The organism is Acinetobacter sp. WA-87 (assembly GCF_039938935.1).
Taxonomy (GTDB): Bacteria; Pseudomonadota; Gammaproteobacteria; order Pseudomonadales; family Moraxellaceae; genus Acinetobacter; species Acinetobacter seifertii.
In genome coordinates, this window is record NZ_JBDUVF010000008.1 from 48,887 (window position 1) to 67,617 (window position 18,731).

The window sequence follows — 18,731 nt, forward strand, 5'->3', positions numbered from 1 at the left end:
GCAAATGCGTTTTTTATCGGTAAACGCCGATTGTTTCTTGATTGAGCTTGCGAGCCTAGAAGAAACTTTGGCGTTATACAATAAATTGCAAAATACGCAATTGAATGGAATTAAAGACTTAGTCCCTGCTGCCAAAACAATTTTGGTTTTTTTCAACGAGATTCAAACCAACTTTAAAACGCTGGTTGCCTCAATTCAGAGCCTTAAAATTGATTCTGGATTTGAGCGTAGTGGCCAAGAAGTGATTGTGCCGATTTGCTATAACGGCGAAGACCTTGCGCAGGTTGCTGAGTTCCAAGGTTTGTCTGTGGCTGATGTAATTAGAAAACACCACGAAAGCGTATGGAATGTGGCTTTTATTGGCTTTGCGCCAGGCTTTGCTTATATGAGCAGTCCCAATAAGCCTTTTACCGATATTCCACGTTTAACTGTTCCTCGTAAAAAAATACCATCAGGCTCGTTGGGGTTGGCTGGAAAATACTCGGGTATTTATCCAAAAGACAGTCCGGGTGGCTGGCAGCTGATTGGAACCACATCGGAAAAAATGTGGGATTTAGAGCGTAAAAATCCTGCATTGTTGTTACCGGGCATGACTGTACATTTTGAGGATGTTACACATAACCCAATAACAGTGACCGTACCGCAGCAAATTACGCGTAATGTTGAACCTAAACAATCGGTGCCACTGTTTAAGATCACTGCGCCAAGTTTACAGATGCTCATTCAAGATGAAGGACGCCTAAACCAGACCAATATTGGGGTTGGGGGTGCAGGTGCAATGGACTTGTCTGCCATGCATAGTGCTAACCGTATTGTGGGTAATCCAACCAATACACCCGTTATTGAAGTTTTAAATGGCGGCTTAAAAGCCAAAATGCAGCATGCTGGCGTTATTGCGGCGGCTGGGGCTATTTCAAACATTCGTGTGAAATTTACCGATGGTCAAACCGCAGACTTTGCAAGCTATCAACCGATTGATTTAGATGAAGGCGATGAATTTCAAATTCAGCCACCAACAGCAGGTTTAAGAAACTATCTGGCAGTTCGTGGTGGTATTGACGTTGAACCAGTACTCAATAGTGCTTCGTTTGACAGCTTGGCAGTGTTAGGGCCAGAGCCTTTAAAGCTTGGAGATACCATTTACCAAGGAAAGGTGAAGACAGCCAACATTAGCGTAAATGAAGTGGGCAAAAGTGATTTGCCAAAAGCTGGCGAAGTAGTCGAGCTAGACATTGTGATGGGCCCACGTACAGACTGGTTTGAACAAGAAAGTATTGAACTACTCTGTCAGCAAGAATGGCTGGTAAGCAATGAAAGCAACCGCGTCGGACTAAGACTTTCAGGTGAGCAGGCTTTAACTCGCAAAATTACCTACGAGTTAGAAAGTGAAGGCACATGCATTGGTGCTTTGCAGATTCCACCGAGTGGGCAGCCCGTTTTGTTTATGAATGATCACCCTTTAACGGGCGGATATCCGGTCATTGCCTCTGTTGCTAAACACCATTGGGACTTGGTGGCACAGATTCCGGCAGGTTGCCGCATCAAATTTAAAAAAATTGCCGAATTTACAGATTTTGAGAATGAATGATGAATACAGAAAAATTATTGATTGCTAACCGTGGCGAAATTGCCGTTCGTATTATTCATGCTTGCCGTGATATGGGCATTTCATCGATCGCGTTATATGCAGATGATGACATTGGCAGCATGCATGTCGAACTTGCAGATGAAGCATGGGGCTTGGCTGGTGCGACTGCCAGTGAAACCTACCTAAATATTCCTGCCATTATTGAAGTTGCTAAGAAATCAAAAGCGACGATGGTACATCCCGGTTATGGCTTTTTATCTGAACGTGCTGAGTTTGCCCAAGCCGTTATTGATGCAGGCTTAAAATGGGTAGGGCCATCACCAAGTGCTATTGAAAAACTGGGTGATAAAATCGAAGCGCGTAAAATTGCTGCTTCGGTCGGTGCGCCATTAGTTCAAGGTACGCAAGATCCACTCAACAATGCAGATGAAGCTTTAGAGTTTGCTAAACAGTTTGGTTTACCGATTGCCATTAAAGCTGCGTTCGGCGGTGGTGGCCGTGGCTTAAAAGTCGCTTGGAAACTCGAAGAAGTCAAAGAGCTTTATGAGTCGGCAGTACGAGAGGCAAAAGCTGCCTTTGGCCGTGGTGAATGTTTTGTCGAGCAATATCTTGATAAACCGCGCCATGTAGAGGCACAAGTCATAGCCGACCAACATGGCAACATTGTGGTACTGGGTACACGTGATTGCTCGTTACAACGCCGTAACCAAAAGTTAGTCGAAGAAGCACCAGCGCCATTTATTAGCGATGAGATTTACCAGCAAATTTTAACTTCGGCAAAAAACATTTGTCAGGCTGCAAACTACGTGGGTGCAGGAACAGTTGAATACTTACTTAGTCGTGATGGCAAGCTTTCATTCTTAGAAGTAAATACGCGTTTGCAAGTTGAACACCCAGTGACTGAAGAAACTTCAAAAGTCGATTTGGTAGTGGAACAAATTCGTGTTGCACAGGGCCATGAGCTTTCTATTAAAGAAACACCGAAAGCTCAAGGTCATGCTATTGAATTTCGTATTAATGCCGAAGACCCAGCACGTGGGTTTATTCCGGCCTTTGGGGTGTTGAGTTTGTTTGAAGCGCCGTTTGGTAACGGAGTACGCGTGGACACAGGTGTTTGCACGGGTTCATTGGTATCTAGTCACTTTGACTCACTCATGGCAAAGCTGATTGTGACGGGTCCAACTCGTGAAGTTGCAATTGCTCGTGCTAAACGTGCCTTGAAGCAATTTAAAATTGAAGGCGTGGCATCAGTTTTAGACTTTCACCGTGCAGTACTCAATGAACCTGACTTTACCAAAGAATTTAATGTACATACGCGTTGGATCGAAAATGACTTTAAACAAGAGTTAAAGCCGACTAAACGCGGTATTCCAAACCATCAACAACCGATGTTGCTGAGCTACATTGAAATTGATGGCAAATTGCACCGTCTAGGTTTACCTGTGGGTATGTTTGCACAAGGCCCAGCAACGGCAGTTCAAGCGCAAACAGCCGAGCCAGAAGTAAGTGCCGAGCATTTACTTGCGCCTATTAATGGTGTGATTAGCGCTTGGAAAGTCGAAAATGGGGAGCAAGTAACAGAAGGCCAAGTGGTTGCCATTATGGAAGCCATGAAAATGGAAGTGCAGGTACTGGCACACCGTAGTGGTGTGATTCAGATTAGCGCAGAGAAGGGTGCGACCTGCCATGCTGAAACCGTGATTGCGAGTATTAATTAATTATTTACTTTATTGATTGTTTATTAATTAATTGAGTCGATGGTTTTAACCTTTCATTAACCAATTTCAACTTGAAAGCCTGTACTGGTTATGAGATATTTATCACAGTTAAGTGATATAAATATTGATCACTGTATTTAAAGCTCGCTTATGCGAGCTTTAATTTTTAGCCCAGTTTAAGCATTTCTCACTTAATGAGCTGGCTGCATAAAAAATAATTTGAGAATTTGGCACTCACTCAAAGGCGAATTGAAGAAAGCGAATGAAAATTCTACCTTCATCTGAATATGATCAAATTCTAAAATACAGTGTTTATTGGCTCGTCATATCCATTGTGATTGGAGTCGTCGCGGGGCTGGCATCGACCTCAATTTTTGTGGCTTTTGATATTTCAAATAAAGTCAGAAGTTTGCATCATTGGCTCATCTACTTTTTGCCTTTTGTGGGTTTTGGTATCGGTTATCTCATTAAAAAATATGGATCGCCCATTGAACGCGGAACACATTTACTCATAGATGAGATTCATCAACCCAAGTCCTTCATTCCAAAACGAATGAGCCCCATCATTTTTATTACATCAATTTTAACGCAGTTATTTGGTGGTTCGGCAGGGCGTGAGGCACCAGCGGTTCAGCTTTCGGGTGCTTTAATTGACCACTTAAGCCATATTTTAAAAATCTCGGAAGACAATCGCAAAATCTGTTTAATCGCCAGTATTGGTGCTGGTTTTGCTGGCGTGTTTGGTTTGCCTATGGCTGGTGCAATTTATGGTTTAGAAATTACCGCTTTAGGTAATTTAAGATACTCAGCTATTTTTCCATGTTTTGTGTCAGCTCTGATTGCTTCGACCATTCCTGAGCTATTCGATATTGTTCATCCACATGTTTTTTACGTCATAAGTGAGTTTCCAGCCATTCATTTTGGCACGCTCATGAGCTTAATTGCAGCGGGGTTAGTATTTGGCTTTGCTGCACGTTTCTTTATTGCTGCCATTCATTTGGCAAGTGATCTATTTTATAAATACATTCGCTATTTGCCATTAAGAACAATGGTTGGCGGTATTATTATTATGCTACTTACGCTGTTTACTGCACATCAGCAGTACAACGGTTTAGGTACAGATAAAATCATTGCATCTTTTTATGTACCGATTGAGTTTTACGACTTTTTTAACAAGACTGTTTTTACCGCCATCACTTTAGGTTCAGGCTTTAAAGGTGGTGAAATTACGCCATTGTTTTATGTTGGTGCGACATTGGGTAATGCTTTAGGTGCAGTTTTAAACCTACCCATTTCACTGCTTGCAGGCTTAGGGTTGGTCAGTTTGTTTTCAGGGGCAAGTAAGGCACCGTTAACGTCTATTATTTTAGCCATAGAGCTATTTGGAATGAATGTTGCCACTTACGCCATTATTACTTGTTTATTGGCAGCGCTATTTTCAGGGGATTGTGGATTGTATCGCCGTAAAAAGTTGATGGATTAGGGAAAGCTGGAGTCATTTTTCCTCATTAGTTTTTAGTCAGAATATAAATGAATCGTATTTTTAATTATTATTTAATAATTGTTTTATTTTTTTACTTAAAATAAAAAAAGAACTTAAAAATATTAATTCAGAATGTGTGTATAAAAATATTTTACCGTTTGTCGGATTTGGATTTAACATTATTTTTTTTGAGAATAAATTAATAATATGTATTTATATAATGATTTTGTTAATTGAAATTTTTAATTAATAAATAAGGGGTTTGTTTAGGTAAAATAAATGAAATTTAAGATGTGTGGAGGTTTTTAGAATTGAACACTTCTAATTTTAATATATTATGGAATTAAATGAATATTAAAAGTGTTTAATTTTATAAATTTAATCAATTTATTGTTGATGGTATTTTTTATTGCCAATAAGATAATAAATTTCAGATTTTATTTGAAAAAGGTATTTAAAATGATTTGCGATTGATAATAAATTGGAAAGTTTCTCTAGGAATTGAGAGGTGTATTATGTTTAATTCGCCAGTTTTTAATTCAATTATAGGTTTAATTTTGACATATGCATTAATAACTGCATTTGTTAGTTCGTTGATTGAAGCTATATCAACCATTTTTAGTATAAGAGCTAAGACTCTAAGAAGCGGCTTAACTAAAATGTTAGATCATCTCCAAATAGAGGGTCTGGTAAATGACTTATATCAACATCCTCTAATTAATCCTATCAACTATGATAAACCAAATAAGATACCATCTTATATTGATCCAAAATGTTTTGTGAAAGCATTACATGAAATTCTTTCAAATAAGAATATAAGAGAGTTAAAACTTAATAAATTGTTAGAAGATTTACCAGAAGGTAACCCAGTTAAAGCATTTTTAGATTCTTTAGTTAGTGATATTGATGAAAAGACAGACTCTGCACAAAAGAATTTAATGCTATGGTTTGACGTATCAATGAATCGATTATCTGGTAAATATAAACGAAGCATGCAGTTTTGGAGTTTTTTTCTAGCATTTGTTATAGCTCTTGCTTTAAATGTTGATACTTTCAATCTAAGTCAGATTTATTGGAATCTATCTTCATCCCAACTTGACCTTTTGCTTAATACATCTGGACATGCACCACCTTCGTTACCAGCGGATGTAGTAAAAAATGTCCAAGATAACTTCGGAAACTTAAGTAAGTTACCTATCGGATGGGGTGAAGATGGGAGGTCATGGATTAGTGTGATAAGTAGCACTCGAAGTTTCTTTTGTTTCATAATGGGTTGTTTTATAACGGCTTGTTCAGTTTTATTTGGTGCTCCGTTCTGGTTCGATCTTTTAAAAAGCTTTGTTAATATTCGTGGAACAGGTAAAAAGCCGAATCAGTAATTAAATTATTAAAACTTTATTTAATAAGGACATGAAAAATGAAAAACATAGAAATGATTAAGGAAATACAGCAAAAATTAGGTATTGAAGTGGATGGCTTAGCAGGGCCTCAAACATGGTCAGCAATTTATACACATATTCTCAAAAAAGAATTGCCACTGTCTCCCACAGATCAAGTAGATGCAAAAAGTGAAAAAGTTATTGCTACACTACAGCCAGAAGTACAAGTATATGCTAGAGCTCTTATTCATAAAGCGAAAGAGGTTGGTATAGATATTAGAGTTATTAGCGGATTAAGAACATATGCGGAACAAGATAAGCTTTATGCACAAGGGCGAACTGAAAATATAGAAGATGGCATAGTAACTAAGGCAAAAGGAGGTCATTCGAATCATAATTTTGGTATAGCATTTGATATAGGAGTATTCGAAGGCAAAGAGTACTTAAAGGATTCTCCTAAGTATAAAGCTGTTGGAGCTTTAGGAATGCAGTTAGGTCTTGAATGGGGAGGTAATTGGAAAACAATTGTTGATCAACCTCATTTTCAATTAAGACCATTATGGGCTAAAAATTTATCAGAGGAACAAATGTTGGCGAATTTAAGAGAGCGGAAAGAGAAAAATCAGGCAATATATACATAAAGTTATAATTATTAAATTTATCTTAAATAAAGTATTGTAATTGAAAACTATTTATCTTCTAAGCCATTACAATTTAGTAATGGCTTTTTTATTCCACAACCGCTCTACTTTAATACGATTGTCATTTCCTACGCTTGACGATAACAAAAGCGAATACTATCCTTTGCGGGCTGGCCTACATTGCCAGTCGGTTTTAGCAGACCGTTTTCATCTAGATCATCAAAAAAGTAATTTTTTGGTGGTGAACTCGTTCGTCTCCCTTCGTAGCGGTAGGACGGAGGAGGGACGCCTTCGGGCGTGCCAGTTCCTAGATGACTGGTCTGCTAACCCTTCTTCGTTCTGCCACCATAATCATTTAGCAGTGATCTGGTAGAACTTCTATTTCATCTAGGAGTCCGCTATGCGTACTAATTCTTCTCATTTATTGGCCTTTGCCAAACTCTCTCTATTTATACCATTTAAATACTCTCGAAATCGGTTTAATCGACTCTAGGTTTTCTGCACCTTAAGAATCGTTACGACTCAAAAATCATAGCAACAATAAACCCGAGATAGGCGAGCATACCTTTATTGTGCTGCTTCTGCATGCCCGTTTTTAGCACTCAATTTAAGAGTGACGGCATTTCTATCTCTTTTACATACAACAAAAAATTATTTTAAACGGTACAAATATGTCACCTTTAGTACTTTCTACACGTGCTTTAAAAGTTGTGAATCAGGCAATTCATTTATTCCATCAATACGGATTTCACCTTGTTGGTGTTGACAGAATAGTGAAAGAGTCTGGAATTACAAAAATGACGTTTTATCATTACTTTCAGTCCAAAGCGCGGTTTATTGAAATCTGTCTACTTGTGCAAAAACAACGTCTTCAAGACAAAGTCGTTGCAACGGTGGAATATGACCAAGACTCAAGTGTGAGAGACAAACTCAAAATACTTTATGACTTGCATACTGACTTAGAAGGGCCGTATTACCTGTTATTGAAAACCATTTTTGAAACTAAAAATAATTATCCAAACGCTTATCAAACTGCGGTGAGATATAGAATGTGGCTCACCAATGAAATCTATAGTCAGCTAAGAATGCTTAAAGCATATACTTCGTATGATGAAGCTAAACTATTTTTACAGATGATTGAAGGTGCTATTATTCAAAGGCAGAGTCATACCGATGTAGATGAAAGAGACAAGCAATTCCAATATTTTATAGCGATGTTTTTATAAAATACTCAAGATAATAAAAGCCCCGAAGTTGGGGCTTTTACTGTATTAGGGTCTAACCAAAGTTCTTACCACTTATGGCTATAAGTCACTTTAAGCGTTATACCATTTGCAAGTAAGTGGCTAGTGTTATCGCTCGTTCTTAGTAATTGGCTATAAAGCGGGTAGTACTTGCGGTTAAACATGTTTTCTAAACCAATGGTCATGGTGTCTTTCTTGTTCAGCGCAAAGCTGCTGATCAAATCTGCTGTGGTATAAGATTTTACATCGTAGCGACCAAAACTATTTACACCATTTAGACGGTAATCTTCTGAACCGAAGTAAGTTGCTTGTAATCGGTTCGTCCAAGTTTCAGTTGGACTATAAGAAACATAAGCTGTGAGTTTTAATGGTGGAATACGGAAACCTGTCATGTCTTGTTCAGAACCGTTTTGAGGTTTTTCACGGCCTTTCATCCACGTAACACTACCGCCAGTTCCCCAAACATTAGCATCATCAAGATAGTCAAGCGTTGCTTCAACCCCAGTAACTTTCTCTTTGGTTCGGGCGAGGACTAAACCATTGTTGAATGATTGCACAGCACCTAAGTCAGAAGTAGAGTGGAATACCGCTAAGCTTGACGAGAAGTTATTAAAGTTACCTTTCCAGCCGAGTTCGTAGTTATCAACTTTTACAGGCTCTAAGAATGACGAACCAAGGTTAAAACCTTCACCAGCATTACGAATAATTAAACCGACATCAGGTAACTGAAAACCTTGGTTAAACGATGCATAAATCGAGTGCTGGTCGTTTGGTGAGAAAGTCACATTAGCATTGTACAACCATGCATCAGCTTTTACTTTTCCACCCGGAACCGTGTAAGGGTTGGTTTTGCCTAATTGTGATAATGGAACAAAGCTATCAATTTGGGCATAGCTATCTTCATAGCGTGTACCAGCTTCTGCTGACCATTGGTCATTAAAGCGGTGTTTTAACTGCACAAAACCACCGACACTTTGCGTGGTCAGTTCAGGTAAATAAATCAGTTTTCCGATTTTTACAAACTCTAAACCGCCAGATTGGTCATAAATATTAGGGTCGAAAATATCTAAAGGCATTTCGCTTTTTTCGCGGCTAAAGTCACCACCCCAAACCAATGAGGTATCACCTAAAAACTCAAGGGGAGTGGTCACGGTTAAGCGGCTACCGAGTACGTTATTTTCTTGATAAATCTGGTCGACTTGTTTACCACGGTTGGCATTTGCACGGGCATCAAACGGTGAAAAACGGGTAAAGAAGTCGCGGTAATAAATTTGAGCATCAACCTTATTACCAAAAAAGTCTTTATGGTTATAGGTCAAATTGTAGATTTGGTTTTCGTTTTTATTTTGGTCTTTGAGCTTTAAGCCTTTAATCGCTTTGGCTGGCACAGTTCCTGCTGGAGCTTTTTTTACACTTGGGTCAGATGCATAATCTGAGTCTTGCTCGGCATTATAGTAGTTTGCAGCAAACTGTAGATATTGGTTGTCATCAATGTGGTAACCCAGCTTACCACCGATGCTATAACCATTTGAATCGTAAAGGTCGCCCTGACTTGGTTCTGGTGCAACACGGTCACCACTTGCATCGTATGGGCTACCAATACGTTGATAACCAAAGTCGAGCGCATAGTCAAAAGCGTTAAAACTGCCCGTAAAATACTGGTGAATATCGCCACTTAAAGCATTAGAACGCAGATTTGTAAGTGGTGTTTGAAGTCCAACGACGGTTTTAGCCGTAGGTTCACCGCCCGCAGCTTTTGTAGTAATTGAAATAATACCGCCCGCTGCGCCGCCACCATAAATTGCGTTACTACCACGAATTACTTCAATGTTGGCAATACTTTCAGGGTCAATGGCTGAAAGTCCTCTCGCTGTATCACGTGTAAGGTTCATAGGAACGCCATCCACCAAAATAAGCGCATTACGGCCACGTAAAGTTTGACCATAATCGGTAATGGTTCGGCTTGAGTCCGATAGGCCCGGTACGGCTTTGGCTAAAACAGTCGCAATGTTTCCAGACGAACCATTTTTTAAAAGTTCAATTTGTTTTTCATCAAGCTTGGTGACTTGCTTGGCCGAAGTAGAAAGTTCATCTGCACGTGAAGCGGTAATGGTAATGGTAGGTAGGGCTTCAGGCTTTTTTTCTGTTTCTGCGGTGTCAGAAGTTGAAGCTGCAAATGCTGAGTTTGAAAGAATAATGGCTCCACCAAGTGAAAGAAGTGGAATGATATTTTTAACTTCAGATTTCCTCGTTAAAAGCTTATTACTTTTCTTATTTCCCATTGTCTCGCCCTGAGAGTGATTTTAAATTGACCGAATTATAAATGAGAATCATTGTAATTAACAATATTATTAATTGCTTTAAAATAATATATTTGAAATTTATTCAATGAATTAGGGGAATAGGCTTTTATTCCCCTAAAAAGATGTGAACAGTCATGAAATGCTCTTAAAGGAATTTAGATGATTTTGATGGGCACGGCGAATAATGCTTCGGTCATCGCCGAGTACAAAAAGCTGAACGGATTGTTGTTTCCAAGCTGCAATATCTTCAGGTTGTCGAGGAATAGCACAGAAATGCTTTTGACTATTTTTAGTCTTTGTATACATCTCTTGAACTTTTTCTTTCACCTTTGGATGGCTGGTTTGCCATGGTATTCCCATCGATTGAGAAAGGTCCGCAGCCCCTTCAAGAATAATATCAATGCCTTCGACTTTTAATATTTCATCAAGTTGTTCTAGTCCTTCTAAGCTTTCAATCATAGCAATGACAACAGTCTCGTTTGCAGCCTGTTGAACAAAACTCGCTAAATCGTCCATGCCGTATCGATTTAACCTTGTCGAGTTGAGTCCTCTTTGCCCAAGCGGCATATAGTGGCAATAGTTCACCGCCTGTTGAGCCTGCTGAGCATTTTCAATACGTGGAAACACAATGCCCGTTACCCCTGCATCGAGCAGAGGTAGTACGAGGTGGTTAGCGTTTAAAGGTACTCTTACAAACACATCAAGGCTCATAGCTCTAGCGGCTAAAATCATGGTCTCGACTTGAGACGTACTAAATAAAGTATGTTCCAAGTCGATAATAATAAAGTCATAGCCCGCAAGTGCCAGTTGTTCAACATTAATCGGAGAAGCTACGGAACAAAATATTCCGTAGAGCGTCTCACCATTTGCTATTCGTTTCTTAAAAGAAATCGAATGCTTATTCATATTCAATTTCCTTAATAAGACTGAGCGGGTTTGGTGTGGTTTGTACTCTTAAGCGAATTTCCGGAAGGAAACGGCGGCTTGCGAGCTGTTCAATATCAATGGTGTCATCTGTAAAGTTAAACAATTCATATCGTTCGCTAAACTCTGGATGAGCTTCTTTATGCTGATTGATGATGGTTCTTAACATGGTCCAGAATTTGATTTCATCGAAGTCATAATGTTCATTTAAGAAAATCGCTAACTCAGCCAGATTTACAAACCAAAGCGCATCTTGAGTAAAGTCTCTTAACTCATTTGGAGAGTGGGTTTCTAAGAATGAGTTCGGGTTAATTTTGGCATGTTCTTTAGGTGCATCTTGCAAGTTAGGTAAAAGCTCTGGCTCACGTAAAAGATGGCGGCTGAAACGAATTCCATCGTGGAAATCTTTCAAAGCCGCTTTAACTGGTAAGCCATTTTTATGAATCAGTACCATGTTTTGTGCATGTGACTCTAAAGCGAGGCCGTGGCACCATAAAGTATGCATGATTGGTAAATAAGCATTGGTGAGTAATTTTTCTAACCAGAACTCGATACCGTACTCTTGAATCCACTCATCAATGAGAGGTTTTTGGTCTGTATCAACTTGCATCAACCCTGTTACAGGCGTGGCCGATTCACCTTCTTTTAAGTAGCTGTAAATACTTTCGCGCCAAATGCAGGCTAGTGCGCCGTATTGAACAGGTAAAGCAATCGGCTGGTTAACTGAAAGACCGCCAATCTCTCTTAAAATAACAGGCTTGCGCTGTTTTTCTAAAATATGATCTTGCTCAACAATGTTATAAAGCCAGTCACTCATTTTCGCAGCATTTTGAACGGTATGCGGTGCCAATACACGAGAGGTAGAAGTATTGACTAAGTTCATTGCCAACTTGAGAGAAAGCGCCGAGATATCACTAATATTCGATAAGGTTCGAATCGATTGCTGTGGTAAATAAGTCGGACCTTCAATATCTAACGGAATGATCAGTTGGTTGCTGATTGCATCTTGATAATATAATTCAATAATTTTATTCCACTGCCACGGATGAATTGGGGTGAGGATATAATCTTTAAAATCTACATTTTGCTCTTTCAATTGATCATTAATAGTTTGTAGATCTTTCTCTGAAAAATGCTGTTGATAAAGCTGCTCTAAGTTAATGGTTTCACTTAAAACCAGTTTGCATAAACTGTTATGAGTCGCAGCCCATTGAACCGTAAAACCTTCAGAAAGCTCGGGTGCATATTTTTGATTTTCTTTTAAATCGAAGCCGATACGAGACTTAAAGCTCGGGTGATATAAATGTGCATTGGTAATTCGGGCTTCTTGTTCTAGGTAAGGCAAGGTTCTTAAAGGTTGAGTAGGGGCTTGGCTCAAAGTTTGCGCATGCTTAACGTAAGTTAAATTGAGTTCATCATTAAAGTTTTGCCATTTAACAGGGTCTGCTTCAATAATATTTTTTAGGTCAGCAAGTAGTGTTTTTAAGTTAGGGTGAGTTTCAGCATCTAACGTAATATCAGAACGGATTAAGCTTGAAGGATCTAACTTAATTCGTTTAAAACTAAAGTGTCGTTTAGCCGCACAGGTATAAAAGACGGTATCGGAAATATAGAACTTGATCTGACCTTTAGAAAAATCGTATTTAAAAGTATTTTCAAAAATGAGTGCTTCTAGTAATTGACCCATCACGCGATTTTCCGCAAGGGTTTTATAATTGGTTTGTTGTGTTGGTTGAAGAGGGCAAAGTGCTTCTGCGCCGCGATATTTATAAATAGGGTTTTCAACTTCAATCCAGATTGGATTGCCACCACTGTGGTAGAGCGTATTTAACATATTTGCCTTGATTGGTAATGTGAGTGAATGAATTAATAAATCGCGATACTGTTGGCCTTTGGCAGTAAAGTTTTCTTGTGTGAGCGTAAGGCGTGTGGCTTGCCAAAGTTCAGATTCTTCAATGGCCGTAACGCGTGCAATTGCACTGATGAGATGGGCAATGTGATTGATTACGAGGTAATATTTTAAAAAGGTCCATGCATCTTTTTGAGAGAACCAAACGGTACTATCTTCAGAAATAGATGAGTCGTCTTCTATCATTTCTGGAACAATGCTAATGCCTTCCATATCTCGAAGAATAAGACGATGTGGATAGCCATTTTTAAATTCCATTAAGCTGTTTTGCATGTGCGCTTCTACGCTAATGCCTTTATTTGCAAACAACTCAATTAATGGAATGAGCGAAACTTTAACGTACTGTTTCCACCAGAAAGTAATGAAGTCTTTGGCATCGTTCGATTGTAAGTTTTGATTCGGTGCAGCTTGCTGAATAAAGCTTAAAAGTGGGATTTCATGGTTTTCGTTTTCTTCAACCAAGCCGCCGAGCATTCGGGTATTTTCTAATACCTCTGGTGGAAGTCCCGCTCTATAAATAATGCCAAATGAACTTTCAAGCTCAGGAATTTTGACTGTTTTCGCCTCTAGTTCCGGCAGAATCACAAGGTCGGGATATTGCTCGTTAATCTTGTGATTAATAATAATTTTGCTCGCATCAATGGCACGTTCCATTTCATCCATTGGGTTATTACGAATGAAACTGGTAATTCGTACATCAATTGATAGCTTTAAGAATAGGTTCGATTGAGGTAACCACACTGTGCGAACAGATGAGGTTGGCCATACGGTTTGACCCAAAGCTCCCAGATAGATCACGTCTTGGCTGTCTAAATGTTTCTTTAAAGATGGATGTTGAAGTAAGAAATTAGCTTGCCACGGATGCGTTGGCATGAGTTCATAATTAGTGAATTTCTCTTGCAAACGATCTTTTGCTGCTTCTAAAACTTCATCTTCAATATGGTGAGAACGTTCGGTTTCGCTGACTAGTTTTTGGATTAAAGACGAATGAACTGCAAAGTAATGGAGTTGAAAACTTGCGCCTAGCTCAGGGCTATACTTTTTCATGTCCTCTTTAGAAAAACCTAGATTGGCCTTAGAGGTCACATGAAAAGGATGCCCATATAACATCCCTTGTTCGGTTGCCTGAAAACCACTTAACGCTTTAGTTACTGTTTGAGATGGCTTATTTTCTAAAAAGAATTTTGTGTTCTCTATACTATTGGCAATATCTGAATACAGATTCTTATTTTGGTTTTTATCTTTAAATAAGCTATTCAGTTCATCTGTAATCAGCTTCACTAACTGTTTAGGGTCGGTGAGCGAGTCAAACGTATTGTCGTTTAAATTTTGCAGAACAAAACCACGTTGATATCTGTGATAACCCGTAGTTGATAAGTGCTGAACTGCGCCATAAACAACCGTGTTAGATGCATGAAATGTATAAGCAAAACATAGGGTGTCTGGTTGCTCTGCATATAGGGTGAATAAAGGAGAGTCTTGAGCTGGAATAATGCATTCTTCAAGATTCACTTTGAGTTCACGAAAGAAAGTATTCAGGTACTGTTCGAAAAGTTTATAAGACCATGCATCTGTTGTAATAATTGAGTTCATTCTTGTGCCTCTTTTAAAATTGTATCCATTAAAAATCTATTCAAAATCACCACTAATCCCGCACCGATAAAAAATAGTGAGGTGCAGATTAATGCCGCGGTAATATTGAAAAATGAGTAGGTGAGCGTGATGGTGATTGGGCCAATAAGCTGTCCTAAGACAAAGGCACTGTTAGAAATACCAATCACTTTTCCTTGGCTTTGAGCGCCAGCTTTTAAAGAAATGGTGTGTAAGATCGAAGGAATAAGGGCTGCAAAGCAAAAGCCTTGTATGAGTCGTAATATAAGAACTAGCCAAATATTCGAAACCCAGATCAATGCGAAAATCGTGATGCCGCAAATTAAAGACGCGTAAATGAAGTTATTAAAAGAGTCTCCTTTATCATCATTTCGTTTTCCCCAATAGGTCGCAGCAATAAAGGCTGCTCCCCATGAAAGCGCATGAATAGTTCCTGTTAAGCTTGCTGCAGATAACGAAGAGTGAGTGCTTTGGCTTATTTCACTAATGTACAAAACGAAGCAAGAAACCAAACCAAAGCCGCCCGCTTGAACTAAAATGCCAGCGCTTAACCATGAAAAAATCGTTCTATCAAAGAAATCTGGAAGTTTGGATTTCTCTTTGGTTTTTGGCGCCTCAGTTTTAACAGGAGTGGTTAGTACAAATGACGCGATCACAATGAGTGTCATCACAACAAATGCTGTCGCGTTGAGTAATATTTCAACTCGCCATTGATCCATAAATATCCCGCCGAGTACGGGACCACATAGGCAAGCGAGTGCAACACTACTTTGTAGTTGTCCAAAAGCGGCGCCTCGTTGTTGCTCATTCGAGAGATATGAAACGTAAGCATTTAAAATCACGGACAGACCGCAAAACCCGAGTAAAATTCGCGCAAAAATAAATAGGTATAAATGCTGGGCGCTCGCCATGAGCAGTATTGAAATACAGAAACCAGCCAGTGAAAGTAACAAGGCTTTTTTATGGCCGAATGTGTCGGATAGGTGTCCCACAATTGGTGCTGTAAATAAACTGCCAATAGCCGGAGCCGCGAGTGCTAAACCTGCCCAGATAGTTGGAGTACTCATATGCGCCGTCAGTTTTTCCATATAGAGCGGCATGATTGGAATCAGCACCATAAGCCCAAAAGTGGAAAAAAACTGACAGAGCAAAATAATGAAATGATCTAGGCGAGATGAGCGCATGATTTAGATATCCATGGTCTCATAGCTAGAAACAGATAAGCTGTGATAAGGGTTTGGCGTAGTTCCGATTTTACTTGGCATGCCTGTTGAGTCGCTTTCTTGCGCAAGTAAAGGCGTAAGTAACTGTTTGAATGACCAAGTCTTATTGTCAAAAAAATAAGTTTGAATTTGTGATTTTGTTCGCTCTGAAATGGGTTGGGTTTCTACAAAATCTTGAATAATGTCTTGAACCATCTCCCAAAAATCGCTTTCTGTACGATCCGTATATTTCAAGGTAGCTAGAGCAATCGGGTAGAGGTTAATTTGAATCCCTAATGTAATGAAATAATTAAATAAGTCCTCATTTTTAGTAAATATAAGATTATTCGGTGTACTGGTATCAATGGTATAGATCGGAGGTGTAAAACCACTTTCTTCAATGGCTGTGGTACATATTCTTAAGGTATCGTGGTCACGCAAAATAAAGCATTTCAACTTATTATTTTCATAACACACCATGGTGTTTTGCCCGTGGCATTCAGGCATGATGCCTTTTGCCCAAAGCGTTAAAAATGTTTGAATAAAATGAACGCTTAAGTCTTTTAGTAATGTCCATTTGTCACCTTCAACGCCTAACGTTTCCCAAGGGTCAACATAGGTACAGCTTAAAGCTGACATAGTGATTGGGGTGACGTTTTTGTCTTGGCAAATATTCGGTAAATGTCGGACTTGGCAGCCGATTACACCTAAATTTTTTACAATCGGCTCTTGTTTACCCAGCACCCACCAGTGCGTTTCATTACTCAAAATGAGACGATTTTTTATTAAAGCAGTTTCATTAATGACTTCATTTAAAAAATCATACGCCGTATGCCCATTCATTAAATAACGGCCCGGCATAGAGCGGATCGCACCTAATGTTTTGGCATTGGTCGAGAGTTTTAAATGCAGAGTAGGGTTTGCATTGTGAATAAGCGTTCTTAAAGAAGATGTCGGTAAACCAATTGTGGTGACATGATTTAGGTCAATACCACCGTACTTATTTTCATCAAACTTTAAATAGCGATGTTGAGTCTCTAGCAAAGGTAGGGCTAAGTAGTCATCTGAAAGCTGAGCCATTTTGTCAGCAATCAGACTTTCCTCAGCTTCTGCTAACAGAAGCTCTTTATGAAGAATCGACTCCATATTATTGATCACGTCATCTTTCTTAAATGCCCACCAGTACACCTCAATTTCTTTTTGAGTTGTGAGTGGTGCAAGTTCACCTTTTGAGTGCGCGAATGGATGAAATGGACGGTCAGCTACTAGTGATAGCAACTCGCTTTTGATTAAAGGTGAAGAAAATGAAAGGGCTGACTGTAAAATTTGAGGAATTTTTTCAGCTGTTACTAAGTTATCTAGCCAGTAATCAATCGCTTTTTGATGGTGTGGTGACGGCCACCAAGATGCTTTGGTTAAATAGTTAAAAACTTCAGAAATCGAAATTTTAGAAGTTGTATTACTCAACAGGTTATGAAGCAAAACTTCAGGTTGGGTAACATAGAAAGGATTTACACCATCTACTTTTAAACAGTTGAAATAGAGTGCCAACTCATCATTGAGAGTAATTGCCAGATAAGGCTTTTTATAGGAAATATGATCTTTAAAATCTCCGTAATTCTCCATGTAGAGTGCATCTATCGTTTTTTGTAGTTGTGCTGTGTAAATCCGATCTAACATTTTAGTTATTCCTATTCTTATAAAAGCGGTAGAACCGTGCCAACGTTCTGTTCTTGCGCAGCATTGAAGAACCACTTAGCGCAGACAATGTCATCAATCGCCATGCCCATTGGGTTGAGTAAAATGATTTCATCTTCGTGTTCGCGGCCGTTTTTATGACCAATAATGATGTCGCCCAGTTCGGCATGCAGTTTTTCACGGCTGAATAAGCCATCTTCAACCAACACGTTGATGACTTTCTTTTCTCGGTTTGATTGGTCCCAGTCATCTACAATCACTTTGTCCACTTTTAAGAAGACTTCAGGCTCAATATCCATAATTGAAATGTTTGAAACAAAGCAGCCTTTTTTAAGCCACTCAAACGGAATGTAAGGTTTATCTGAGACTGTGCAGGTAATGAGGACATCAGCTTGCTGAATTGCAGACTTGGCACTGCCATGAATTTCAATTTCTAGATGTGGATATTCCGATAAGAACAAAGCTTTGAGTTTTTCAGCCGCTTCAGGGTTCACATCAAACAAATGGATTTTTTTCACTTGAGCATATTGTTCAAGCACCGTCTTAATCTGCATTTGGGCAATTGGGCCGCAGCCAATTACGGTAATGTCAGAAAAGTCTTTTTTTGCTAGATACTTAATCGAAACACCCGTAATTGCAGCAGTTCGCATAGCACTGATGAGGCTGCCTTCCATTACTGCAACTGGATAATTTGTTTCTGAGTCATTTAAAACAATTAATGCGCTCGCACGCGGAATATTGAATTTTTTAGGGTTATGTTGTCTTGAACCAATCCACTTAATTCCGGCAATTGGGTCATTACCACCTAAATAACACGGCATAGCGATAATACGGTCAGCAATATGGTCTGCACCTTGCCAGCGAAGGTACGGTTTTAAGGGTTGTACAAATTGTTTATTTGCATGCAGGGTTAAACCTTCAGTAATCGCTTCAATAAATGAATTACTATGATTTGCGCCAAGATTTAATAAATCCGATTGACTTAAATAGCGAAGGGTAGCCAAATTGCTCATGAATATGTCCTAAGGAGA

General features: G+C 39.1%; 12 protein-coding genes. 6 read left to right on the top strand and 6 right to left on the bottom strand.

Translation table 11 applies throughout. The features are described from left to right. Positions 1-4: 4 nt before the first annotated feature. The 6 genes from ABFY81_RS17585 to ABFY81_RS17610 all read left to right on the top strand — a co-directional run bounded on the left by ABFY81_RS17585 (position 5) and on the right by ABFY81_RS17610 (position 8,035). Complete coding sequence (locus ABFY81_RS17585) at positions 5-1,588, top strand: urea amidolyase family protein (protein WP_347914290.1); 1,584 nt, start codon at positions 5-7, stop codon at positions 1,586-1,588. Beyond that, positions 1,588-3,306 carry a biotin carboxylase N-terminal domain-containing protein gene (locus ABFY81_RS17590; protein WP_347914315.1) on the top strand — a complete coding sequence of 573 codons (1,719 nt, stop codon included), beginning with the start codon at positions 1,588-1,590 and terminating at the stop codon, positions 3,304-3,306. The genes ABFY81_RS17585 and ABFY81_RS17590 overlap by 1 nt, the downstream gene beginning before the upstream one ends. Positions 3,307-3,568: 262 nt before the next feature. Continuing rightward, positions 3,569-4,789 carry a chloride channel protein gene (locus ABFY81_RS17595; RefSeq protein WP_039255009.1) on the top strand — a complete coding sequence of 407 codons (1,221 nt, stop codon included), beginning with the start codon at positions 3,569-3,571 and terminating at the stop codon, positions 4,787-4,789. 515 nt (positions 4,790-5,304) lie between these two features. Then, positions 5,305-6,168 (top strand): hypothetical protein, encoded by an 864-nt coding sequence (locus tag ABFY81_RS17600; RefSeq protein ID WP_347914291.1) that lies wholly within the window; start codon positions 5,305-5,307, stop codon positions 6,166-6,168. A 38-nt stretch (positions 6,169-6,206) separates the two neighbouring features. Continuing rightward, a complete protein-coding gene (locus ABFY81_RS17605) occupies positions 6,207-6,809 on the top strand; it encodes a M15 family metallopeptidase (protein ID WP_107972326.1) in 603 nt (200 codons plus the stop codon). Positions 6,810-7,480: 671 nt separating this feature from the next. Then, positions 7,481-8,035, top strand: a complete 555-nt coding sequence (locus tag ABFY81_RS17610) for a TetR family transcriptional regulator (RefSeq protein ID WP_347914292.1) — start codon at positions 7,481-7,483, stop codon at positions 8,033-8,035. Between the two features lie 65 nt (positions 8,036-8,100). Here ABFY81_RS17610 and ABFY81_RS17615 read toward each other — a convergent pair whose 3' ends face one another. The 6 genes from ABFY81_RS17615 to sbnB all read right to left on the bottom strand — a co-directional run bounded on the left by ABFY81_RS17615 (position 8,101) and on the right by sbnB (position 18,713). After that, entirely contained in the window at positions 8,101-10,335 is a 2,235-nt protein-coding gene (locus ABFY81_RS17615) for a TonB-dependent receptor (protein ID WP_347914293.1), read from the bottom strand. 153 nt (positions 10,336-10,488) lie between these two features. Next, positions 10,489-11,262, bottom strand: a complete 774-nt coding sequence (locus ABFY81_RS17620) for an aldolase/citrate lyase family protein (RefSeq protein WP_347914294.1) — start codon at positions 11,260-11,262, stop codon at positions 10,489-10,491. Continuing rightward, a complete protein-coding gene (locus ABFY81_RS17625) occupies positions 11,255-14,782 on the bottom strand; it encodes an IucA/IucC family protein (RefSeq protein ID WP_347914295.1) in 3,528 nt (1,175 codons plus the stop codon). Before ABFY81_RS17625 ends, ABFY81_RS17620 begins: the two co-directional genes overlap by 8 nt. Next, positions 14,779-15,984: an MFS transporter gene (locus ABFY81_RS17630; protein WP_347914296.1), complete on the bottom strand. Its 1,206-nt coding sequence runs from the start codon at positions 15,982-15,984 to the stop codon at positions 14,779-14,781. Before ABFY81_RS17630 ends, ABFY81_RS17625 begins: the two co-directional genes overlap by 4 nt. A gap of 3 nt (positions 15,985-15,987) precedes the next feature. After that, positions 15,988-17,628, bottom strand: a complete 1,641-nt coding sequence (locus ABFY81_RS17635) for an IucA/IucC family protein (RefSeq protein ID WP_347914316.1) — start codon at positions 17,626-17,628, stop codon at positions 15,988-15,990. A 71-nt stretch (positions 17,629-17,699) separates the two neighbouring features. Then, positions 17,700-18,713 carry a 2,3-diaminopropionate biosynthesis protein SbnB gene (sbnB, locus tag ABFY81_RS17640; RefSeq protein ID WP_309453984.1) on the bottom strand — a complete coding sequence of 338 codons (1,014 nt, stop codon included), beginning with the start codon at positions 18,711-18,713 and terminating at the stop codon, positions 17,700-17,702. Positions 18,714-18,731 lie beyond the last annotated feature (18 nt).